Genomic DNA, 21,898 nt, shown 5'->3' with positions numbered 1-21,898 from the left:
GTTAGTGCCCCATGTCCATGACGATGCGGCCGTCAATCTTGCCGGCGTGCATGCGCGAGAAAATGTCGTTGATGTTGTCGAGCGGCTCGACAGCGTAGGTGGGAGTGACCTTGCCGCGGGCGAAGAAGTCGATGGCCTCTTCCATGTCGCGACGCGTACCCACGATCGAACCGCGCACGGTCCAGCCGTTGAGCACCACCGAGAAGATGTCGAGCGGGAACTGCTCGGGCGGCAGGCCCACGAGCGAGACGGTGCCGCCGCGGCGCAGCGAGCTGACCGCCTGCGGGAACGCCTTGCCGTTCACGGCGGTGACGAGCGCGCCGTGAACGCCGCCACCGGTCGCCTCCGCAATGGTCGCAGCGGCGTCCTCGACGGTCGCGGCGTTCACGACCACCTCGGCACCGTGCTTCTTGGCGAGCTCAAGCTTGGCGTCATCGACGTCGACCGCGACCACGCGGCGCCCCATCGCGACGGCGTACTGCACCGCGATGTGGCCCAGGCCACCGATGCCCGAGATGAGCACCCAGTCACCCGGCTTGGTGTCGGTCTGCTTGAGGCCCTTGTACACGGTGACACCGGCACAGAGAATAGGTGCGGCGGCCGCGAGGTCCACGCCTTCCGGCAGGATCGGGGCGTAACGCGAGTCGACCAGCATGTACTGGCCGAACGAGCCATCGACGGCGTAGCCGCCGTTCTTCTGGCTGAGGCACAGGGTCTCCCAGCCCGACTCGCAGAACTCGCACTCGCCACACGCGCTCCACAGCCACGCGTTGCCGACGGTGTCGCCGACCTTCACGCGGGTGACGTCCTCGCCGACGGCGACGACGGTGCCGACGCCTTCGTGGCCGGGAATGAACGGGGGAGAGGGCTTCACGGGCCAGTCGCCTTCGGCGGCGTGCAGGTCCGTGTGGCACACGCCGGAGTAGAGCACCTTCACCAGCGCCTCGAGGGGGCCGGGGGTGGGCAGTTCGACGTCACTGACGTCGAGAGGGGCATCGAAGCTACGGACTACCGCAGCGCGGAACGTATCAGCCATGATGGTTTCCTTCCAGTGAATCGCAGCCGTCTTTGACTGCCTGATTTCACGGTAGGACGGCGATCCGCGCGGCGCTCGGGAAGAAAGTCCCCGTTCATGTGGGGCGCGCGGGTGACCTCGGTCACAGTCGGCTCAGCGCGGCTTCCGGGCGGCCGATGCGGCACTCGCCCGGGCATGACAGGACCCCCCACGCACCCGACAGAGCCCGCTTACCCTTGCTGCATTCCTGCCCTGGGGGAGTTGGGCGAGATATCGCCACGTGAGGGGTCGCCGACCAGTGTAACGGCATAGGGCGCGTCCCGTGGCCGGGCGGCGGTTAGGAGATCGGCCGCGGCTCGGGTAACATCTACGCGCCTGGAGGATTCGCCTAGTGGCCTATGGCGCACGCTTGGAAAGCGTGTTGGGTGCAAGCCCTCAGGGGTTCGAATCCCCTATCCTCCGCCAAGAAGTTCTAGCCCTGTGCGAGGTGGGACCTACGTGTCAGTAGCGCGACGCAGGCGCCGCGAGCGCCAGATCATCGTCTTTGGCGTGCTGGCCATCGTCCTCGCCGCTGTAGCCGTCGCGGCTGCCGCCGTGGTGCGTGGCGATGCCGAGGGTCCCTTCGCCTCGTCCTTCACGACGCCAGCGAGCGAGTTCCAGTCCGACACCACTCTCGTGTGTCCTCCCGATGGCGCCCTGCCGCTGCCGTACGAGGAGGTGGTGGTGAGGGTCAACAACGGCACCGAGGAGTCGGGGCTGGCCGGGACCACGGCCACGGCGCTCGAGGCGCGTGGCTTCCTCATCAGCGGCTCGACCAACTGGGCGCGCGGCTACGACGACTACGTGCAGATTCTGTTCGGCGAGCAGGGTGTGCAGCAGGCGTACACGCTCGCGACGCAGTTTGAGGCGCCCGAGGGATCCACGGTCGACCTGGTCCTCGACAACCGCGAAGACATCACCGTCGACCTCATCCTGGGTGACGCCTACGTGGAGAACCAGGGCCTGCGCGACGCCTTGTCGCCCGAGCTGGACATGGAATTGCCGTTGTCGGCCGGCGCGGAATGCCTGCCGGTCAACCTCGTGCGCGCACGCCCGGCCCCTAACGTGTTGCCGGAGAATCCACTGGCGACGGCGGAGCCGTCGGCCGAGCCCTCCGCTGAGCCCGAGGGCGACGGCGAGTAGCCAGCCCGGCCACGGCATCGGCCGTGTGCAAGGCAGACGCACGAACGCGGGGACCTGCCCGTCGGCAGATCCCCGCGTCCTTTGTGCCGTCCGCGGCGGCGATGGAGCCCCTGGAGGAGAGGTTCAGGACTCCATCGTCCCGTGGAACGCTGTCCACGACTCCGGCGCGAGGCGGAGCGTGATGGTGCCGTCACCGTGCTCGACCGGCAGGGCGTCGACCGGGGCGTAGGCCTCGGCGTGCTCCTGGGTCTCGCGGGCGCCCTCGAAGTCCGCCAGCACGGCGGTACCGCCATCGATGCGGGCCGTTGCGCCGGGGTGGCGCAGCGTCACGGTCTGCTCGGCGTCGGAGCGGTTGGTCACGAACAGGGCCAGCTTGCCGGTGGCGGGGTCGACGGTCGCCGCTGCCGTGACGGTGGGGACGTCGCCGTGCTTGGCGGTGGCCATCGACTCGGCGTCGACCTGGACCTGGAGTGCCTCACCGGTGGCCAAGCGCGCGGCCTCGGCAAAGGGGTGGAAGGTGGTCTGGCGCCACGCGGCCCCGGCGGGGTCGGTCATGATCGGAGCGATCACGTTGACCAGCTGCGCGAGGCAGCCGATCGCGATGCGGTCCGTGTGTCGCAACAACGTCGTGATGAGGTCACCCACGACGACGGCATCCAGCCCGGAGTAGCGGTCCTCGATGATGCGCGGCGCGTCGCGTTGGATGGGCAGATTGGTCTCGCCAGGGAAGCGTGTGGTGAGGTACCAGACGTTCCACTCGTCGAACGAGATGGTGATGCGCTTGTCCGAGCGCTTCTCGGCCCCGACGGCGTCGGCCGAGGCGACCACGCGCTCAACGAAGCGCTCCATCGCGGTGCCCGAGCCCAAGAAGGACGCGCGGTCCCCGTCGACCTCCTCGTAATAGGCGTGCATGGAGATGTGGTCGACGATGTCGTACGTGTAGGACAGCACGGTGCGCTCCCATGCCCCGAAGGTGTCCATCTGCATGGACGACGAACCACACGCCACGAGCTCGATGCTCGGGTCGGTCAGGCGCATGGCCTTGCCAGCCTCGGCGGCGAGCTTGCCGTACTCGTGGGCGTCCTTGTGGCCAATCTGCCACGGCCCGTCCATCTCGTTGCCCAGGCACCACAGCTTGACGCCGTAGGGCTTCTCGCGGCCGTTCGCGATGCGCATATCGGCCCACTTGGTGCCGGCCTCACCGTTGCAATACTCGAGCAGCGCGACGGCCTCCGCGACCCCGCGGGTGCCGAGGTTGACGGCCATCATGGGCTCGAGGCCCTGACGCTCGCAGTACTGCAGGAACTCGTCGGTGCCCACCAGGTTCGGCTCGACGGTGCGCCAGGCGAGGTCGAGGAAGGGCTTACGGTCCTCGACCGGGCCCACCGCGTCCTCCCACACGTAGTTGGACACGAAGTTGCCGCCCGGATAGCGCACGAGCGTGACGCCCAGCTCCTTGGTCAACTCCGCGACGTCGCCGCGGAAGCCGAACTCGTCGGCGCTGTCGTGACCGGGCTCGTACACGCCCGTGTAGACGCAGCGTCCTAGGTGCTCGACGAAGGAACCGAACACGCGCCGGTCCACGGGGCCGATGCGGAAGTCGGGATGCAGGGTGATGGTCGCCATTGAAACTCCTTGCGTGGGTGCCGCGGCGATGCGGCAGGTGGTGCGGGTAGCGCGCGTGTCTGGACGCGGGCCGGCGTCAGCCGGCCAGTTCCTCCTCGGTCCATGCGACCGGCCAGCCGTCGTCGGTCCAGCCGAGCTCGCGAATGTCCAGACGGAACTGCCCGCCGTTGGACGCATCGTAGTAGTGAAGTCCCAGGTAGCCCTGCGACACGGACTGGCCGCCAGGGCCCACCATGTCGCCACGGGTGCTCAGCAGTTCGTCGCCGCCGTTAAAGCGCATGTCGTTGCCCCACGAGTCGAGGTAGGGACCGGTGACGTTCTCGGAGCGGCCCACCGCGATCGAGTATGTCGAGTCGACTCCCGAGCAGCACTTGTCGCGCGAGACGAACAGGTAGAACCAGCCGTCGCGGGCGACCACGTAGGGCGCCTCGATCGCATTGAGGGCGTTGTTCCGGGTGGCGAGCGTGACCGGCTCGGCGTCCGCGGCGGCGAGCCCCGAGGGCCACTCGAGCTCGATCATCTGGATGCCGCCCCAGAAGGAGCCGAAAGCCATCCACGGGGTGCCGTCGGCATCCTCGACGATGCCCGGATCGATCGCGTTGTAGTTGGTGGTGGCGGGGTCCGAGCCCCACACACGGCCCTGGTCGGTCCAGCCGTACTCGGGGTCGTCCACGTCGAGCGTGGGGGACGTCATCAGGCCGATGCTCGACCGGTTGGAGCCGAAGGTCGACGCCGAGAAATACAGATACCAGGTGCCGTCGTGTTCGTAGAGCTCGGGCGCCCAGAAGTTCTCGACGCCGGGCACCTCCTCGTAGGCCCACTCGGGACGGGTCTGGGCGTCCCAGGCGGTGCCGACGTACTCCCACGTGGCGCCCTCGTCGGTGGAACGGCGAATCTGCGGGGCTCCCAGGCCCTTGCGCACGTCACCGGTCGAGTAGACGTACCAGTCCTCGCCCTCGTCACCCACCACAAGGGCGGGGTCGTGGGTGGCGATGTCGCCGGCAATGTCCAGTTCGGTCGCGGCGGGCTCGCCGGAGCCCCACGGAGACCACATCAGTACGGCTGCGACGCCCGCAGCGACGACTGCGACCGCGACACCGCCCACGATCCAGGCGCGCCGGCGTACGGGCCGTGCCGGCGCATCGGCCGTCGTCGTGTCGCTCATGCCTGCGCCTCCTCGGCGTCGAACGCTACCCAGGCGACTCCGTGAGCGGGCACGGTCGCGACCAGACGGTTCGTCTCGATCGACGTGGCCTGACCCGGCCACAGGTCCGTCGCGGCGACGCGAGCATGGCCGATGCCGAGGATAGAGCTGAGGTCGACGCTCGCCTGGTGAGCCGACTGGCCGGTCCAGAACACCGCGGCGTAGGTGCGGCCGGAGGTGGCGGAGCGCGCGGCCCAGACGATGAGTTCGCCGTCGCCGTCCTCGAGGGGCTCGCGGACGATTTCCCGGCCGTCGACCGAGGTCTGCAGCACCTCGGTGATGGCGGGGTTGGTCAGCAGCGAGAGTGTCTCCTCTCGCGAGGACGGCAGGTCGCCGCCCACCATGAGGGGCGAGCGAGACATGGTCCACAACGTCAGTAGGGTGCGCTGCTCGTCGAGGGTGAGGCGGCTGTCGCGAGGCTCGCCGCGCTCGGCGCGCAGGCCGATGCGCCCCAGCGGCAGCATGTCAGCATCGGCCCAGCCACCGGGCTGCTGGAACGGGGCCCAGCGTGCCATGCGGGCGAACTGTGCGTGCACGTCCTCCCAGCGGTCCCACAGGTCGTCCGACACTCGCCACATCTGGGCGTGCTCGCGCAGGTGGGGGATATGGGCGGTCGAGAGGTGGGTGCCCGGGGAGAGCGAGAGCGAGATCTCGCGGCCCGAGCGTTCGATCGCGAGCGCGTAGGCGGCGATCTCGCGCTCGTAATAGGGCGCCTGCATGTCGTCGGCCTTGATGAAATCCACACCCCATGCGGCGAACTGTGCCACCTGGGCGTCGTAGTAGGCCTGCGCGCCCGGGTGGTCGTGGTTCAGCCCATAGTTGTCGGGGTTCCATGCGCACACGTGATCACGGTCGGCGACCTGGGCGGCGCTCCATTCGGTCCCGTGGATGGGAAGGTCCTGGTCGACCGCGAGACGCGGGATGCCGCGCATGATGTGCAGGCCGAACTTCAGTCCGAGCGCGTGCACCGCCGCGGCGAGGGGGGCAAAGCCGGCCCCGTCGGCGGCCGACGGGAAGCGGTTGACCGCGGGCATCTGGCGACCGAAGGCGTCCAAGGTGAGGGGCGCATCGGCGTTATAGCCGTGCGAACGCGCCGTCGGGTCGTACCACGCGATGTCGACGACGACGGTGTCCCAGCCGAGCGGCAGCATGCGTTCGGCCATGAAGCGCGCGTTCTCGAGCACCTCATCTTCCGTCACCGTGGTGCCGTAGCTGTCCCAGCTGTTCCACCCCATGGGCGGTGTCGTCGCGCGCATCCTTGAGCCATCCTCGTTCTACATCGTTGTAAGGAAAATGGTGCCTTGAGGGCACCCGATTCGTCAACATTACCCCGCTTCGCGCGCCGGTCGCGATGGCTTTCCGCGGAGCCTTCCGTGGGCGGCTGGGGGCGGCCCGCAAGGCGCCACATCAGCATCATCCCTGGCAGATCAAATATAACGGCCGCCTTGTCCGAATCGTGACCATGCCCGGCTTGACCCGGCGCCCGCCGCTGTGTCACAGTTCCATCGTTGTAAAGGAGCCGGCGCGGTGCCGGATCCGAGCCAGGGGTCAAGGAGGACCGGGGGACCGGCGAGCAGGCATCCTTACGGGTGTGAGTTCGGCGGACCGGCGGGCGGGACCTCACTCATCAACGATGATCAGAGAGAGGCATACATCATGCGAAGGAAGGGTCTATCGGCGGTAGCCGTGACCGTGGCGGGAGCACTGCTGCTCGCCGCATGCTCCTCGGACGGTTCCGAGGGCAACGCCAGCGAGGAGCCCGACACCTCGGGCGGTGACGCTCCCAACGAGCTCACCTTCATGTTCCGTGGTGGCGAGTACGACAAGCTTGCCTACGAGACCGCGATTGCCGCGTTCGAGGAGGAGACCGGCGCCGAGGTCAACATGATCATCACGGACGCCGACCAGTACGCGACCAAGCTGCAGGCGGCGATCGCCGGCAACCAGGTTCCCGACGTGTTCTACATCGAGTCCGGCCGCATGCAGGGCTACGTCTACGCGAACGTCCTCGCGGACCTGTCGGAGTACGTGGACCAGGCCACCATCGACAACGTCTGGGAGTTCGGCACCACGGCCTACCGCTTCGACAAGGAGTCGGGCGAGATGGGCACCGGCGCCCTTTACGGCCTTCCCAAGGACGTTGGCCCGTTCGGCTTCGGCTACAACACCGTGATGTTCGAGGAGGCCGGCATCGAGCCGCCTTCGCCCACCGAGCCCCTCACGTTCGACGAGTTCGTCGACATCGCGAAGCAGCTCACCCAGGACACCGACGGTGACGGCGAGCTGGACCAGTGGGGCACGGGCCTCAACGTGACCTGGAACTCGCAGGCGTTCATCTGGGGCGCCGGCGCGGACTGGATCTCCGAGGACAACAAGACCGTCACGGTCGACACCCCGGAGTTCGCCGAGGCGCTCCAGTGGTTCGCCGACCTGGGCCTCGTCGAGGGTGTGACCCCCTCGGCAGAGCAGGCGCAGACGCTCGACACCTACCAGCGCTGGATGGCCGGTGAGATCGGCTTCTTCCCCGTCGCCCCGTGGGACATCGCGACCTACAACGACGTCGCGGCGAACAACCCCGAGGTCTTCGGCTACGACGTCATCCCCTACCCCGTCGCGAACGAGGGTGACGACTGGTCGACCTGGCTCGGCTCGCTCGGCATCGCCGTGTCCGAGAACTCGAAGAACAAGGAGCTCGCGGCCCAGCTCGCGACCTTCCTGTCCACCAACCTCGAGGCGCAGAAGATCCTCGCCGAGAACAAGGTGCAGATCCCGAACCTGATCGACTACGCCACCGGCGAGTGGATCGAGACGGACGCCGAGGCGACGGGCTGGCCCGCCAACTCGCAGGCCTTCCTCGACATCGCGATGGAGAAGGGCCGCCCGCTGCCGGGTACCTGGACCTACACCCCGGAGTGGTACGACAACTTCTGGATCGGCATCGAAAACGTGGTCGACAACGGCTCGCAGACCGCTGCTGACTTCGTGGCTGCCAAGCAGCCCGAGATGCAGATGCTGCTCGACCAGTCGTGGGTCTCGGCCGAGCAGGCCAAGGCCGCAGGCTGACCAACGGATGACTGGGGGGTCGGCGCTCAGGCGCCGGCCCCCCGGATTCTCCGACAAGGTAAGGATCGAGGATGAGCGTCACGTCACCATCGGCTCCGCAGTCCACTTGGACGAAGGCGGACATCAAGGCCTCACGTAAGGCCAATCGCAAGCTCCATCGCAAGGAGTACATCTGGGCCGCAGCCTTCATGGCAGCGCCCGTCATCGGCTGGCTCGCGTTCCTGCTGTTCCCGCTCGGCTTCTCGGTTTACGCGTCGCTGACGAACTGGAACGGCCTGGGGAACATGACGTTCATCGGGTTCGACAACTACGTCCTGCTCGTGCAGGACCCGTACTTCTGGAAGGCCCTGTGGAACACGGTCTTCTACATGATCGGTATCCCGATCGGGCTGGCGATGTCGCTGGGCCTCGCGCTCGCCCTCGCCCGCAAGATCCCCGGCCGCACGTTCTTCCGCACGGTCTACTACATCCCGGTGATCTCGTCCCTCGCGGCGATCGCGATCCTGTGGCAGTGGGCCTACAACGGCGACTTCGGCCTGGTGAACCAGTTCCTGTCGATCTTCGGCATCGACGGCCCCAACTGGCTCATGGACTCCACGTGGTCCAAGCCCGCGCTGATCATCATGGCGATCTGGAAGGGTCTGGGTTACTCCACGATCCTCTACCTCGCCGCCGTGCAGTCGGTGCCGCGCTCGCTGTACGAGGCCGCCGCGCTTGACGGCGCCGGCGCCTGGCGTCGCTTCCGCACCATCACCATGCCCATGGTGCGTCCCGTCACCTTCTTCCTGGTGGTCACGAACATCATCGCCGGCTCGATGATCTTCACCGAGATCAACATCATGACCCCCACCGGTGGACCCGAATGGAGCACCGCTTCGCTCGTTTGGTACATCTGGAACAAGGCCTTCAGAAACCTGCAAATGGGCTACGCCACGTCCATGGCGCTCGTGCTCGGCATCCTGGTGCTCATCGTCACGGTGATCCAGTTCCGCCTCAACAAGCGCAACGAATTCTCGATCGAATAGGCGTGAGGAGAGACCCATGAGCCTGACGACCAACACCGCCGCCGCGGCCACGACCGCCGCGCAGCTCACCGAGACCGAGAACCGCGCCCCGCGGCTCGGCCGTCGCAACCCCTTCGCCGGAATGTCCGGATCGAAGGAAAACAAGGCCCTCAACTGGACGCTCTTCGGCATCCTGTCGATCGGCGCCATCTTCATGGCCGCCCCCCTGGTGTGGATGCTGTCCACGTCGCTGAAGACCAAGGAAGCCGTCTACTCGCTGCCCCCGCAGTGGATCCCCGATCCGTTTGTGTGGGAGAACTACATCCGCGTGTTCGACGACACGTTCGTCCTGTCCGGCATCAAGAACTCGCTGATCGTCGCGGGCACCGTGACCATCATCGGCACCGTGTTCTCGTCGCTGGCCGCGTTCGCGCTCGCCAAGCTGCGTCTGCCCGGAAAGAACGCGATCTTCCTCGCGCTGCTGAGCGGCATGATGGTGCCGTTCCCCACGCTGATGATTCCGCAGTTCGTGATGTTCTCGAACATCGGCTGGGTCGACACCCTGCTGCCGCTGATCGTGCCCGTCATTTTGGGCAACGTCATCATGATCTTCTTCCTGCGCCAGTATCTGCACAATGTGCCGGACGGGCTGGTGGAGGCCGCGAAGATCGACGGCGCGTCCTACCTGCGCATCTTCTGGACGATCATCGTGCCGCTGATTAGGCCCGCGATCGCCGCGCAGTTCATCCTGTGGTTCATGGCGGTGTGGAACGACTACCTCGCGCCCATCATCTACCTGAACTCGCCCGAGAAGCAGACCCTCCAGGTCGTCATCGCGAACATGAACGTGCAGTACGCCACCCAGCGTGACTACCCGCTCATCATGACCGCGTCGGTGATCTCGGTGCTGCCGATCCTCATCGTCTTCCTCATCTTCCAGCGCCAGATCATCGAGTCGGTGGCGTTGACCGGATCGAAGATCTGAGATGACCACCCTGGACGAGGCCCCGCGGGAATCCCGCGGGGCCGGGGCCGACGTGTCCGGACAGGCAGACGCGGCCCTCCCCACGGCCCTGCCCGCGGAGGTCCGCAGCTGGGGACCACGCAACTCCCACGACCCGACCGCGGTGCGCGACGACGACGGCGTCTACTGGCTGTTCTCGACCGACGCCAATGCTGACGGTCCCCTCCCGGGCGCCGGGGCACAGATCCGGCGCTCCACGGACCTCGTCACTTGGGACTTCGCCGGGTGGGCGCTGGACGGCGTTCCCGCCCCCGCCCGAGCCTGGGCGAATGCGGAGGGGCTATGGGCGCCGGACGTGGTGCGCGTCGTCACACCGGCTGGGGACGAGTGGCGCATGTACTACTCGGCGTCGAGCTTCGGCTCGCGCACGTCCGCCATCGGTCTCGCGGTGGCCCCGCATCCGGCCGGGCCCTGGAGTGACCGCGGCATCGTGGTCGCGACCGAGCACGATCGCGACGGCCACAACGCCATCGACGCTCAGCTCGTCATCGACGGCGAGCGTCACCACCTGGTCTACGGGTCGTTCTTCGGCGGCCTGCACATCCTCGGGATTGACCCGGCGACCGGCTTCGCGCTGGACGCGCCCGCGCCGGGCGAGCCGGCATCGGCCCCCGGAACCCTCATTGCACGTCGACCCCGCTCGGTCGACACCGCGATCGAAGGCCCCTACGTCATCCCCCGCCCCGGCGGCGGTTGGGCTCTCATCGTGTCCTACGACTCGCTGGTGAGCACCTATCACGTGAGGGTCGCGGTGGCCGATGCCATTGAGGGCCCCTACCTCGACCCCGCGGGCCGCGACCTCGCCGACCTCGACGCGGACCCCGAGGTCACCGGCCTGACCGTCCTCGCGAGCCACCGCCTCGAGGGCGCCCAGGGGCTCCTTGCACCCGGTCACGCGTCGGTGCTCACCGAGCCAGGTCGCCAGATCCTCATCCACCACACCCGCTTCCCCGACGAGCCGCGTCAGCACGAGGTGCAGGCACGCCGGCTGGTGTGGACCGCGCAAGGCTGGCCCCTCGTCGCCCCACAGCCGTGGGCCGGCGACCGCGAGGTCGACGACGAGTCGACGTGGCCGCGCGAGGTGGCCGAACTCGAGGGCGAGTGGGAGATCGTGGACTACGCGTCCCCCACCCAGTCGGTCGCGCCATCGCGTCGCGTCGAGGTGACGGCCGATGCCGTGGCGGGGCTCACGGCCCACGGCCAGGGTCGCTTCACTCGCGAGGGCGACGAGCCTGTCGATGCGGTGGTCTTCCCCGCATGGGACGGCGTACGAGGCGTGGCCACGCTGTCTTTCGCCGCGCGTGCGCCGCACGGCTTCGTGGTGGTCGGTACGAAGGTGATCGAGGCCGACGTCTCTGAGGCAAAGGTCACCGAGGGCGCGGCCGCTCGGGTGGAATGATGGCTGTCATGGCCAAGCCCCAGTCTGACGCGCGCCGCGACGGCGGCGAGACGCGCCGCCGCCTCGCCCCGCTCGAGGGCTCGCCCACGGACATGCAGGATGTTCCCGGGTGGTCGGGCCGCATCATGATCTGGCTGCGCTGGATCACCCAGATCATCGGCATCCAGTTGCTGATGGTGGCGGGAACGGCGCTGGGGCTTGTCATTGCGGGCCTCGGTCCGTCGCTCACCGCGGGCGGTGCGCTCCTCGCGCGGCTGGTCTCGGGCGATCCGAGCGACCAGCTGTGGAAGGACTTCTGGGGCACGTATCGCTCTCAGTGGCGCCGGTCGGTTCTCGTGACGGCGCCCGCGATCGTGGTACTGGCGCTCGCCTGGTACGAGATCCTGGTGCTGCAGGCCAACGGTGACGGCGCGTTCATCGCGATCCTCACCGGCACGTCGGCCGCGGTGGCGCTGTATGCGATCGCTTACCTCACGTATGCGCCGGCGGTGCTGCGCCGCTACACCGACGGACCGCTGCGTACCGCGCGCTTCTTGCTGGTGGCGCCGCTCGTGTCGCCGCTCGTGGCGCTCGGCTGCATGGTGACCGCCGTCGCGTTCGGAGCGATCGGCCTCAGGTGGCCCTTCCTGCTGGTGCTCGCGGGGCTGTCGGTGCCCGTGCTGCTCACCGGACTGCTCGTCGACCGCTTCCTCGACAAGGTGGACACGCGCGACGACGAGGAGTGAGGCGCCGTCCCTACGGCGCGGTGGACTCCCGCTCGATGAGCGAGAAGTCCGCAATCACCCGGCGGAACGGCTCAGTGTCACCTGCGATGCGCGCCATCAGAACGTCGATCGCGGTCGCGGCGATCTGCTCGCGACCGGGCGAGATCGTCGTGAGCGTGGGGGAGGCGTATGCGGCATCTTCGATGTCGTCGAATCCCACCACCGCGACCGTGCCTGGCACATCGATGCGGTGCGCATGCAGCGCGTGCATCGCGCCGAGCGCGAGCGCGTCATTGAGCCCGAACACCGCGTCGAATTCCACGCCGCTCGCGATGACTCGTTCCACACAGTCGGCGCCCGTGGCGCGGTGCCACAGGCCACCCTCGATCACGAGATCGGGGTCAAACGGGATGCCGTTGGCGGCCAGCGCGGTCTGATAACCCAGCACACGCAGCGCCGCGGAGCCCATCGCCTCGCCCGCGTGAGCACCGATGACGGCGATCCGGCGCCTGCCGCGATCGATGAGGTGCTGGGTCGCGGCGCGGGCGCCATCCACGTTGTTCATCGTGACGTGGTCCCAGTCGCCGCCGAAGATGCGCTCACCGAGCACCACGATGGGGTAGGGCACCTTGAGGGCGTCGGCGTCGTCCGGCCCGAGCTCCAGCGGCGAGAAGATGAGCCCGTCGGTGAGCTGGCGGCGCTCCGAGGTGAGCACATCCAGCTCGTGCTGGCGGTCTGCGCTGGTCTGCTCGATGAGCACGACCAGGCCACGGTCCTCGGCGGCACGAATCACGGAATCGGCGAGCTCGGCAAAGTACGGCAGCGACAGCTCTGGCAGCGCGAGGCCGATGATGCCGGTGCGTCCCTGACGGAGATTGCGCGCCGAAAGGTTCATCCGGTAGCCCAGCTCGTCGATCGCGCGCTGGACCTTCTCGCGCGTCGCGGGACGGATGTGTGGGTAGTCGTTGACGACGTTCGAGACGGTCTTGACCGACACGCCTGCTGCCGCGGCGACGTCATGCATCGTCACGGCGCCGCGTGTGCCGGAACCGTTCACCGTGTCACTCCTCTACGTGCGTGGGGATCCATACCCTCATCGCGCCCGGGGTGCGATTGGCCCAGCGGGCGTAGGGGATCGCACGCAGCGGGATCCTGCCAGGAAGCATGCCAGATCGCCATGCCGTGCGCGAGGACCTCACCATGAACGTGCCTGTCGCGTGCGCGTCGTTGGGGTGCACCACAGCCTCGGCCAGGATGGTCGCTCCCGCGCGCAGCGAGGTGACCGACGGGCCCACCCGGGGAGGCACGCTCGTGTCGAGCCGCACATCCTCGAGCGTGACGCCCGGGGGCAGATCCGCCTGCTCGATGCAGTGCACCACCGGTCCGCGTCGCAGCGTCACGCAGCCGCGCACCGCGTCCACGCGCGGGTGTGGGTCGAGCAGGTCCACGGGCATGGGCAGGTCGAGCACCACGGTCGCGCCGTCGTGGACGCTCACCCTGGCATAGCCGTCGGCATCGGGCGTGGCCGATGCTGTGGTTCCGTCGATCTCGAGCATGGCACCCGCGCTCCACGCGGGGATACGCAGGGCCAGGTCGGTGAGGGGCCCGGCCACCGCGATCTCCACGCGGCCGTCCCACGGGTACTCGGTGGTCACCGTCAGCGTGGTCGCGCCAAGGGTGATCACGCCGCTGCCATACAGGTGGACGCGGGCGGCGGTCTCGGTCCCCGAGGCGACATACGCGCCAAGGGAGGACACCAGGCGGGCCAGGTTGGGAGGACAGCACGCGCACGCGAACCAGTCGAGCCGCTCGGAAGGCTGGTACTCGCTGGTGCCATCGTGGCCGGTGCGCAGCTGCAGCGGGTTGGAGTAGAAGAAGCGCACGCCGTCCACGCCGGTGGAGGAGGCGATGCCGTTGTACAGCGCCCGCTCCATCGCGTCGGCGTGGCGCGACTGCCCGTTGTCGAGCAGCATGCGCCAGTTCCACTGGAAGGACGCGATCGCGGCACACGTCTCCGCGTACGAGCGGTCCGGGGGCAGCTCGAACGGGTCGCCAAAGGCCTCGTCCTTGTGGCGCGATCCCATGCCGCCGGTGACGTACTCCTTGGTGCCGTGAGCCGAACGCCACTGGGACTCGAGTGCGGAGGTGAGTGCCGCATCGGCCGTCTCCGCGGCAAGGTCGGCGAGGCCGGCATTCAAGTAGAGCTGACGGACGGCATGTCCGGTCGCCTCGAGCGACTCGCGGACGGGGGCGTGGTCCTGGTGGTAGGCGGATTCGAAGGGGCCGGTGCCGAGCGCGCCCGTGCCGCGGCGATCCACCATCGCGGTCACGGTGTCCAGGTAGGACTGCTCGCCCGTGTGGCGGTACAGCTCCACGAGCGCCGTCTCGATCTCGGGGTGGCCGCAGTAGCCGTCCGCGCGGGTGGCGGCCGGGCCGAACTCCTTGACCGCGAGGTCGGCGAAGCGGCGGGCGACCGTCAGGAGGTCGTCGTTGCCGGTCGCTCGAGAGCGCGCGACGGCGGCCTGGATCAGGTGGCCCAGGACGTACAGCTCGTGACCCCAGCGCATGTCGCGCCAGGGGTGCTGGTCGCCGTGGCCCTGGACGTGGGAGTACAGGTAGCCGTCCGCGCGCTGGGCGCGACCCAGGAGCGCGGTCGCGTCGCGCACGAACTGCTCCCAGGGCTGGTCCTCGGGCACGCGCGCGGCCTCCCACGCGAGGGCCTCGAGGGTCTTGTGGAGGTCGGAGTCGGCGAAGTTGAAGCCGCGGTAGTCGGCCTCGGACTCGCCCGTGATGCGGCGCAGGTTGTCCATGACGCCGCTGGTCTCGAGCCGCTCGACCACGTGAGGAATGGTGCGCTCACGGTTCAGTGTCTGCCACGCGCCCAGCTCGCCGCGCGGGTCAAGCGTGACCGCGGTCAGGGGCAGGGGGGTGAGGTCGGATGTCGCGGCGGCGCGCGCCGCGGGTGCTGCGGGCGCGTGCAGGGTCCTGCTAGGGGCTGTCATGGGTCCTCGTCGTCGAGTGCTCGTGCCGGTCGTCGGAAATCTTTCTAACGTTGTAAATCGTAGCCGATCCCGGCTCTCGCGCGTGCATCGGCGGGTACAGTCGACGCCTATGAGCACCGATCCGTACGACGACCTCCAGCGCCGGGGGCCCGCGCGCGACTCCTCCGAGTTCGTCGCGCCCACCATGAACGCCCTCGCGGTCGTCGCGATCGTGGGGTCGGTGCTGGGACTCATCGGGCTCATGCCGCTGATCGGCTCGATCGTGGGCATCGTTGGCGGTCGCATCGCGCAGCGCCAGATCGCCGAACGTGGCCAGGACGGCGGCTCGATGGCCCGCATCGCCGTGATCATGGGCTGGGTGGGGCTGAGCCTCGCCCTGCTGGTGATCCTGTTTGTCGCAGTGCTGATCGCCACGGCCAGCGCGCCCCAGTAGCAGGGACGGTCGGCGACGCCTCGCGCCGCCCGCCGCCTGCCCCTGCCGCCGCCCTGTGGCCCTACGTGACCCGCCCACCTGCGTCCCTTGAGGAGGTAGGTGCGAGTGGACGCGCGTCTTCTCGCACCAACCTCCTCACAGCGCGCAGCTCCCCGGCGCCGCCGCGCCCCGGACACGCCGAAGGGGGCCCACCGCCGTGCGGTGAGCCCCCTCCGGTCGTGCGCAACCGCTAGTTGACCTTGACCTTGATCTCCTTCGAGCTCGTCTCGCCGCCCTTGCCCGCGAGCACCGCCACGTAGGTGTGGGTGCCGGGCTCGGCGCCGGTGATGGCGGTGGTGGCCGACTGCGCCTCGCGGCCATTGACGGTGAGCGCCTGGGTGTCGATCAGTTCGCCGTCCTCGTACAGCCGGTACTCGGACCCGTTGGTGCCCCACCACATGTTCATCGTGATGAGGTACTCGCCGTCCTTGTCGTGGTTGTCGTGGGTCAGCACCGGGGTGCCAGGAGCCGCGTTTGCGACCCTCACCGTCAGTTCACGGCTCTCGGTCGAGCCGTGCTGGTTGGTGAGCACCGCCTGGTAGGTGTACGAGCCATTGGTGCGGCCCTCCACGGTCCAGGCCGCGGTCTGCTGCGACGGCGTGGCGTCGGGCAGGTCCACGGAGCCCAGCGACTCGCCATCCTCGAACAGCTCGACGCTCTGAGCGTTGTCGCCCCACCACAGGTTCATGGTGATGACGTAGTCGCCGTCGCCGTCCCAGTTGTCCGAGCTCAGCGTGCCTCGACCGGGGACGTCGGCCGCAGGGCCGTCCACGCGCTCACCGGGCTCGGCGGCCGTCGTGTACTCGATCGACGGTGCCGCCGGCTGCTCCATGCCCTCGCCGATGAAGTACGAGGGGTGCGGGGGCTGGTTGTAGCTGGTGTTCTGCCAGGCCACTGCCGCGCGGTACTGCGAGTCCGACTGCAGGGTCCGCAGGCGGACATCGGTCAGGTCCACCGTGGTGGCCAAGCGCAGCGCCGTCGAGTCCTCGGTGCGGGTGATGATCTCCTCACGCCAGTCTCCGAAGAGGTCGGCCTGGAGTGCGACGTTGCCCTTGGTGCTGTTGTTGCTGAGGGTTCCGGTGGCCCGGTAGACCTCAACCGACTCTTCAGCCTCCCAGTCCCACTTGGCGATGGTCGGCACTCCCGCGCCGATGGACTCGTCGTAGTCGTGGTCCTGGATCTCGCGGAGCACGTCCCCGTCCCACCAGATCACGCCATTGGCGGCCGGGATGGAGTTGCTGATCAACTCGCCCTGCGACGACGAGAGGAAGCCCTCCACGTCGTTCCAGGCGCCGCCATCGGCGATGTTCCAGGCTTCGGCACCGTCGTAGCGGGGGTCGATGTCGCCCGCCGCACCGCGGCCGGTGTCCTTGGTGCCGGGGATGGACCACAGCACCTCTCCCGTGGCCGCATCGCGGAAGGACGCGATGACGCCTCCGTTGGTGGCGATGTCCTCGTGGACCCCGAAGACCTCGAGACCCTCGTGCGAGGGGTCCAGGTCCGACACGTGTAGCGCGTCGCCGTGGAACAGGCCCGTCGTGTACAGGGGCGAGCCATCGTTGTCGATGGTCATCGCGCCGAACACGATCTCGTCGAGCTGGTCGCCGTCGACGTCCGCTACCGAGAACTGGTGGTTGCCCTGTCCGCGGTACTGGTCGCCTGCCTCGTCCGAGTCGAAGGTCCATCGCTCGGTGAGCGAGGAGCCGTCGAAGTCGAACGCGGCGATGACGGTGCGCGTGTAGTAGCCGCGGGAGAACACCACCGAGGGGTGCTCGCCGTCGAGGTAGGCCACTCCCGCGAGGAAGCGGTCCACGCGGTTGCCGTAGGTATCACCCCAACCGCCCACATCGCCGCGCTGCGGGATGTAGTCGATCGTGTCGATCGCCACACCAGTGAGGCCGTCGAACACCGTGAGGTACTCGGGGCCGGTGAGGACATAGCCGCCGGAGTTGCGGTAGTCGGCACGAGCGTCACCGATGACGGTGCCCGCCCCGTCGACCGTGCCATCGGCCGTCTTCATGGTGACCTCGGCACGCCCGTCGCCGTCCAGGTCGAAGACCTGGAACTGGGTGTAGTGAGCGCCGGCCCTGATGTTCTTGCCCAGGTCGATACGCCACAGGCGCGTGCCGTCCATCTCGTAGGCGTCGACGTACACGTTGCCCGTGTAGCCGCCCTGCGAGTTGTCCTTCGCGTTCGAGGGGTCCCACTTGAGGACGATCTCGTACTGTCCGTCACCATCAACATCGCCAATGGACGCGTCGTTGGCGCGGTACGAGTACGGCTGGCCGTCCTTCGTGTAGGCATCCGCGGGCTTGTCCAACGGGATGTCGAGGGTCTGGGTGTCCCAGACGTCGACCTCGCCGGTCGCCCACCGCTCGATGCCGTTGACGACCGTCGAGACGCGGTACGTGGAGTCAGCGTTTCCGGCGGCATCCAGCACGTTGGTGCTGTCCGTCACGGGCTCCTCGGTGAGGCGCTCGCCGTCACGGTAGACGTGGAACGCGATGGACTCGGGGTCGAGTCCCAGCATGCGCCAGCCCACGTAGACGCCGTCCTCGACGGCGACCGCAACGGGGGAGCGATCCAGGCGCTCGGCCTGGCGCACCAGCGTCGTGACCGCCTCGGACACCACGGCATCGGACTGCTCCGAGACGCCTCCCGCGTTCACCGCGGCCACCGTGTACGTGTACTCGATGGTGGTGAGGACGTCCTCGTCGGTGAACGACGTGTCCGCCGCCCGTCCGATCAGGCGGAGGTCTCCGCCCTGCTCCGAGCGGTAGACGTGGTAGAACAGCGCGTCCTCGCTGGGCTCCCAGCTGAGGGTGACGGAGTTCTTGAGGATCTCGTCCACGGCGAGCCCGGTGGGCGTGGCCGCGGTGGGGATGGACTCGTCGACCGTGGTGAGGTCGATGACGTTCGAGGCGACGGACTCCTTGCCCGTCGCGTCGAGCGCGACCACGTGATAGCGGTAGGCGAGGCCCACATCGGCCGTCGTGTCGGTGAACGACGGCTCCGTGACGTCCGCCAGCGCGGTGGGCTCGGTGGCCCCCTCGGCCTGGCGATAGACCCGGTAGCCCACCGAGTCCTCGGTGCCCGTCCACGCCAGCGGCACAGACACGTCGGTGCCGTCGATCGTGACGTCGCCCGCCTCGAGCGCCGTGGGTGCGTATAGCAGCGGCGTGATCTCGAGACCGTTGAGCCATCCGCTCGCGGCAATCGTCAGCTGGCCGTCCGTGACGACGACGGGCTGAATGATCTTCGAGGAGGTGGTGCCGCGGCCCGCATTCGAGTTGCCGTAGTCCACGCCCTCGATCGCCACGGACAGGCGGGCCGTACCGATGAGATCGCCCCAGATCACCTTGACCGCATACGTGCCGTTGGGCACGTCGACGAGGAACGGGTTGGATGAGCTCGGCAGCGTGAAGTCGCGCTGAAGGTCATCGAGCGCGCCGTCCCCGGTACCGCGGTCGCGGCCGCCGGTACCGGAGGTGGTGAAGCCGTAGCCCGTCTCTCCCGAGTACACGGTCGAGCCGTCCACCGGTGTGTAGCCCGCCAGCGTGGCGTTGCCCGCAAGTTGCATGTCGAACTTGTGCAGCGGGGCGCGGGTGGTGATGGTGACGACCGCCGACGGCGCCGAGTCACCGCGACCGTTGGTGGCGAGCACGCGCAGGTCGTAGCTCTCACCCTCGGCCAGGCCGGTGACGTTCGCCAGCGGAATCGTGGACGTCGTGGTGAGCTCCCACGCGTCCTCGCCCTCAGCCGAGCCCTTGATCTCGACCTTGTAGATGTCCGCGCCCTCGACCTCGGTCCAGGTGAGCTGGGCACCCGAGTTCGACACGGATCCGGCGACCACGCCCGCGGGGGCGAGCGGGACATCGGCCGGCGGCTCGACCTCGACTACCTCGTCGGCGAGCGGGATCGCCAACTCCGCCACATTGGTGGCGACCAGGCGTGCCATCTGGATGGCGCCGTACTCCTGGAAGTGAGTGTCGTCCTCCGTGCCGCTCGGACGGTTGGGGTAGACCCCCGCGGGGACGTGGAGGAAGACCGACTTCGCGGCTTCCGGCCCGATCTCGGTGAGGTAGGCACGCGACGAGGCGGACAGGTCCACCAGCGGTGTGCCGGTCTCCTCGGCGAGCGCCGTCGCGGCGTCCACGTACTCGGGGAAGGACACGTTGGCGGTGCCGTCCTCCGCGTACGAGCGGCGCGACACGGGGGTCACCAGGATGGGCTGAGCGCCGCGCTGGGTGGCGCCGTCGACGAAGGTGCGCAGGTACTCGTAGTAGTCGTCGGGGGCCGCGTAGCGGTCGTCCACGCCGTACGAGTTGTCGTTGTGGCCAAACTGGACGAACAGGTAGTCGCCCGGCTGGATCTGCAGCAGCACCTCGTCCAGGCGACCCTGGGAAATGAAGTTCTTCGAGCTACGCCCACCGATCGCCTTGTTCGTGACCTCGACATCGTCGCTGAGGTAGCGCTCGATCATCTGACCCCAGCCGGCCTGCGGCTGGTAGTCGGCGGTGTAGGACTGCACGGTCGAGTCGCCGGTGACCCACACGGTGGGCTCGGCGCCCGGGTCGCGCGGTGACTGCTGCGTGAGGATCAGCGACGCGAGGTTGGGGGCGGTGCCGCCGAACTCGATGTTGATCTGCCCGTCCACGACCGCGAGGTCGAACGACATCTCGAGGGTGTCGCCGGCGTCGATCGCGGTCTGCTGGACCTTCGCCATCTCCTCGACGGTCATGGAGATGTCCGATGCCGTGCTCGGGTCTCCCGCAATGAGGTCAACCGTGTAGTCGCCGTTGGGGACATCGATGACGAGTTCCGTATCGCCCACCGTGACGAGGTCGCCACGGGTAGCGTCTCCGGTCGCCCGGTCGGCGCCCGTCACCTCGGAGGTGTCCACGAAGCCGATGCGCTGGCTGGCCGAGTAGGCCGTGGTCTCGTCGACCTTGACGGCACCTGCCGCGGTCTCGCCGGGGCCGAGGTCGATGCTGAGCACGCCGTCGGCCGGGTAGTCCGGGACGCTGTTGGGCAGCGACGTGACGGCCGCCGCCGATCGTGGCGACATTCCCGCCGCGGTCTTGGTCTGCACGCGGTAGTAGCGCAGCTGCGTGGCGTCGACGGTGTCCGTCGTGAACACCTCGCGGGCGCCCGTTTCGGCGACAACGGTGTAGGGGCCGTCCACAGCATCGGCCCTGCTGACGACGTAACCGGTGGCGCCGGCGACCTCGTCCCAGCGCAGCATGACGCTGTCCGAGGTGACGTGGCCCATGCGGACCGAGTCCGGCGCGGCGATCGAGGTGTCGCCCCCGTCGCCCGGGTCTCCGCCGTCGCCTCCGTCACCGGGATCGGTGCCGTCGCCGGCGGCGGTTTGGGTGATCTCGAGCCCGTTGACGTAGCCGTAGCCCTTGCCCGTGATGTCGATGGTGAGTTGGCCGTCGGCGACCTCAGCCTGGACGGTGCCGGTGCCGATCTGCTCGGCGTCCGCGGTGATGTTCGCGGCCTCGCCGCCCTCGATCACGAGTGTGGTGCGTACCGAGCTGGTGCCCGACAGGAGGTCTCCTGTCGTGAGCGTGACGTCGTAGCTGCCGTTCGGGACGTCCACGAGGAACGTCCAGGCGGCCGCGAGTACGAAGTCGCCCTCGACTGGCCGCGCCGCGTCGCGGACGCGGGAGGCGGGAGCGCTGCCGGGGGCGATGCCGTAGCCGAGCTCCGCGGAGTACGCGGTGGACTCGTTGATGCCCGTCCAGCCGTCGGCCACGGGGCTCGTGGGGGTGCCGAAGTCGAACTTGGCCGCGAAGAGGTCGGCCTCCTCTGCCGCGCTCGCGGCCGAGGGTGTGAGCGCCAAGGTCGTCAGTGCCAGGGCGGCGCCTGCCGCCGCGGCGATGGGAGTCCGCGCCCCAGGATGGGCGCGGCGCGGGGATTCAGTCATTCCGTGCGCCTTCGTCTCGTCGTTGAGAGGTGAGCCGGGGCATCGTTGCGCCGGCGAAGGGTGAATCGATTCACATTTCGTGTGTCCGATTTACCCCAAGTGCTGGTTGCTGTGGCACTTTCCTACCGGCGGTTGTTCAACGATGTCAAGCACGAGGAAGGCGCTTTCCATAAGATGCGGGAAAGGGCTTTCCATGCTACGCGTGCGCGGCCTGGTGCGGGAGCCTGGGGTGCGGTGGGCGCCCCGCACCAGGTCTGTCGACTTCGTCACA

The 21,898-nt window shown here is 68.4% G+C and carries 14 protein-coding genes, 1 tRNA gene and 1 other RNA gene; 8 read left to right on the top strand and 8 right to left on the bottom strand.

Translation table 11 applies throughout. The features are described 5' to 3' along the window. Position 1 precedes the first annotated feature (1 nt). On the bottom strand, positions 2–1,036 hold the full coding sequence (adhP, locus tag B7K20_RS06415; RefSeq protein ID WP_084101685.1) for an alcohol dehydrogenase AdhP: 1,035 nt from the start codon (positions 1,034–1,036) through the stop codon (positions 2–4). A gap of 175 nt (positions 1,037–1,211) precedes the next feature. Then, positions 1,212–1,308: signal recognition particle sRNA small type (gene ffs, locus B7K20_RS06410), an RNA gene on the bottom strand. Between the two features lie 84 nt (positions 1,309–1,392). Here ffs and B7K20_RS06405 point away from each other — a divergent pair. After that, a tRNA-Ser gene (locus B7K20_RS06405) sits at positions 1,393–1,480 on the top strand. A gap of 33 nt (positions 1,481–1,513) precedes the next feature. Next, on the top strand, positions 1,514–2,197 hold the full coding sequence (locus B7K20_RS06400; RefSeq protein ID WP_159449348.1) for a LytR C-terminal domain-containing protein: 684 nt from the start codon (positions 1,514–1,516) through the stop codon (positions 2,195–2,197). 123 nt (positions 2,198–2,320) lie between these two features. On the opposite strand, the gene B7K20_RS06395 is transcribed toward B7K20_RS06400, so the two are convergent. The 3 genes from B7K20_RS06395 to B7K20_RS06385 form a co-directional block, all read right to left on the bottom strand. After that, positions 2,321–3,823 carry an alpha-N-arabinofuranosidase gene (locus tag B7K20_RS06395; protein ID WP_084101681.1) on the bottom strand — a complete coding sequence of 501 codons (1,503 nt, stop codon included), beginning with the start codon at positions 3,821–3,823 and terminating at the stop codon, positions 2,321–2,323. A gap of 76 nt (positions 3,824–3,899) precedes the next feature. Beyond that, positions 3,900–4,988, bottom strand: coding sequence for an arabinan endo-1,5-alpha-L-arabinosidase (locus B7K20_RS06390; RefSeq protein WP_084101679.1), 1,089 nt, complete (start codon positions 4,986–4,988; stop codon positions 3,900–3,902). After that, on the bottom strand, positions 4,985–6,283 hold the full coding sequence (locus tag B7K20_RS06385; protein WP_200809034.1) for a glycoside hydrolase family 27 protein: 1,299 nt from the start codon (positions 6,281–6,283) through the stop codon (positions 4,985–4,987). Before B7K20_RS06385 ends, B7K20_RS06390 begins: the two co-directional genes overlap by 4 nt. Positions 6,284–6,683: 400 nt before the next feature. Between B7K20_RS06385 and B7K20_RS06380 the strand changes: the two genes are divergently transcribed. The 5 genes from B7K20_RS06380 (at position 6,684) to B7K20_RS06360 (ending at position 12,242) form a co-directional block, all read left to right on the top strand. Further along, a complete protein-coding gene (locus B7K20_RS06380; protein WP_084101675.1) occupies positions 6,684–8,090 on the top strand; it encodes a sugar ABC transporter substrate-binding protein in 1,407 nt (468 codons plus the stop codon). Between the two features lie 71 nt (positions 8,091–8,161). After that, positions 8,162–9,115, top strand: coding sequence for a carbohydrate ABC transporter permease (locus tag B7K20_RS06375; RefSeq protein ID WP_084101673.1), 954 nt, complete (start codon positions 8,162–8,164; stop codon positions 9,113–9,115). 16 nt (positions 9,116–9,131) lie between these two features. Further along, positions 9,132–10,079: a carbohydrate ABC transporter permease gene (locus B7K20_RS06370; RefSeq protein ID WP_371327867.1), complete on the top strand. Its 948-nt coding sequence runs from the start codon at positions 9,132–9,134 to the stop codon at positions 10,077–10,079. A 1-nt stretch (position 10,080) separates the two neighbouring features. Continuing rightward, entirely contained in the window at positions 10,081–11,517 is a 1,437-nt protein-coding gene (locus B7K20_RS06365) for an arabinan endo-1,5-alpha-L-arabinosidase (protein WP_084101671.1), read from the top strand. An 8-nt stretch (positions 11,518–11,525) separates the two neighbouring features. Beyond that, the gene (locus tag B7K20_RS06360; protein ID WP_159449347.1) at positions 11,526–12,242 is read left to right on the top strand and encodes a YesL family protein; all 717 of its coding nucleotides are present in this window, start codon (positions 11,526–11,528) and stop codon (positions 12,240–12,242) included. A gap of 10 nt (positions 12,243–12,252) precedes the next feature. Here B7K20_RS06360 and B7K20_RS06355 read toward each other — a convergent pair whose 3' ends face one another. Together B7K20_RS06355 and B7K20_RS06350 are read right to left on the bottom strand one after the other, a co-directional pair. After that, positions 12,253–13,245, bottom strand: coding sequence for a LacI family DNA-binding transcriptional regulator (locus B7K20_RS06355; protein ID WP_084101738.1), 993 nt, complete (start codon positions 13,243–13,245; stop codon positions 12,253–12,255). A 37-nt stretch (positions 13,246–13,282) separates the two neighbouring features. After that, a complete protein-coding gene (locus B7K20_RS06350; RefSeq protein ID WP_084101667.1) occupies positions 13,283–15,223 on the bottom strand; it encodes a glycoside hydrolase family 127 protein in 1,941 nt (646 codons plus the stop codon). Positions 15,224–15,332: 109 nt separating this feature from the next. Here B7K20_RS06350 and B7K20_RS06345 point away from each other — a divergent pair, with 109 nt between their 5' ends. Further along, positions 15,333–15,656, top strand: a complete 324-nt coding sequence (locus B7K20_RS06345; protein WP_159449346.1) for a DUF4190 domain-containing protein — start codon at positions 15,333–15,335, stop codon at positions 15,654–15,656. A gap of 229 nt (positions 15,657–15,885) precedes the next feature. Here B7K20_RS06345 and B7K20_RS13405 read toward each other — a convergent pair whose 3' ends face one another. Next, positions 15,886–21,627, bottom strand: a complete 5,742-nt coding sequence (locus B7K20_RS13405; protein WP_084101663.1) for a fibronectin type III domain-containing protein — start codon at positions 21,625–21,627, stop codon at positions 15,886–15,888. Positions 21,628–21,898: the final 271 nt, after the last annotated feature.

The sequence above is a fragment of the Demequina sp. NBRC 110051 genome (assembly GCF_002090055.1).
GTDB lineage: Bacteria > Actinomycetota > Actinomycetes > Actinomycetales > Demequinaceae > Demequina.
This window is presented reverse-complemented; position numbering and strand designations above follow the sequence as displayed.

Bases quoted from the DNA above. Each gene is read 5' to 3' on its own strand.
- B7K20_RS06390 (WP_084101679.1), bottom strand. From the start codon at position 4,988: ATGAGCGACACGACGACGGCCGATGCGCCGGCACGGCCCGTACGCCGG.
- B7K20_RS13405 (WP_084101663.1), bottom strand. From the start codon at position 21,627: ATGACTGAATCCCCGCGCCGCGCCCATCCTGGGGCGCGGACTCCCATC.
- B7K20_RS06345 (WP_159449346.1), top strand. From the start codon at position 15,333: ATGAGCACCGATCCGTACGACGACCTCCAGCGCCGGGGGCCCGCGCGC.
- B7K20_RS06360 (WP_159449347.1), top strand. From the start codon at position 11,526: ATGGCCAAGCCCCAGTCTGACGCGCGCCGCGACGGCGGCGAGACGCGC.
- adhP (WP_084101685.1), bottom strand. From the start codon at position 1,036: ATGGCTGATACGTTCCGCGCTGCGGTAGTCCGTAGCTTCGATGCCCCT.
- B7K20_RS06350 (WP_084101667.1), bottom strand. From the start codon at position 15,223: ATGACAGCCCCTAGCAGGACCCTGCACGCGCCCGCAGCACCCGCGGCG.
- B7K20_RS06355 (WP_084101738.1), bottom strand. From the start codon at position 13,245: ATGCATGACGTCGCCGCGGCAGCAGGCGTGTCGGTCAAGACCGTCTCG.
- B7K20_RS06370 (WP_371327867.1), top strand. From the start codon at position 9,132: ATGAGCCTGACGACCAACACCGCCGCCGCGGCCACGACCGCCGCGCAG.
- B7K20_RS06395 (WP_084101681.1), bottom strand. From the start codon at position 3,823: ATGGCGACCATCACCCTGCATCCCGACTTCCGCATCGGCCCCGTGGAC.
- B7K20_RS06385 (WP_200809034.1), bottom strand. From the start codon at position 6,283: ATGCGCGCGACGACACCGCCCATGGGGTGGAACAGCTGGGACAGCTAC.
- B7K20_RS06365 (WP_084101671.1), top strand. From the start codon at position 10,081: ATGACCACCCTGGACGAGGCCCCGCGGGAATCCCGCGGGGCCGGGGCC.
- B7K20_RS06380 (WP_084101675.1), top strand. From the start codon at position 6,684: ATGCGAAGGAAGGGTCTATCGGCGGTAGCCGTGACCGTGGCGGGAGCA.
- B7K20_RS06375 (WP_084101673.1), top strand. From the start codon at position 8,162: ATGAGCGTCACGTCACCATCGGCTCCGCAGTCCACTTGGACGAAGGCG.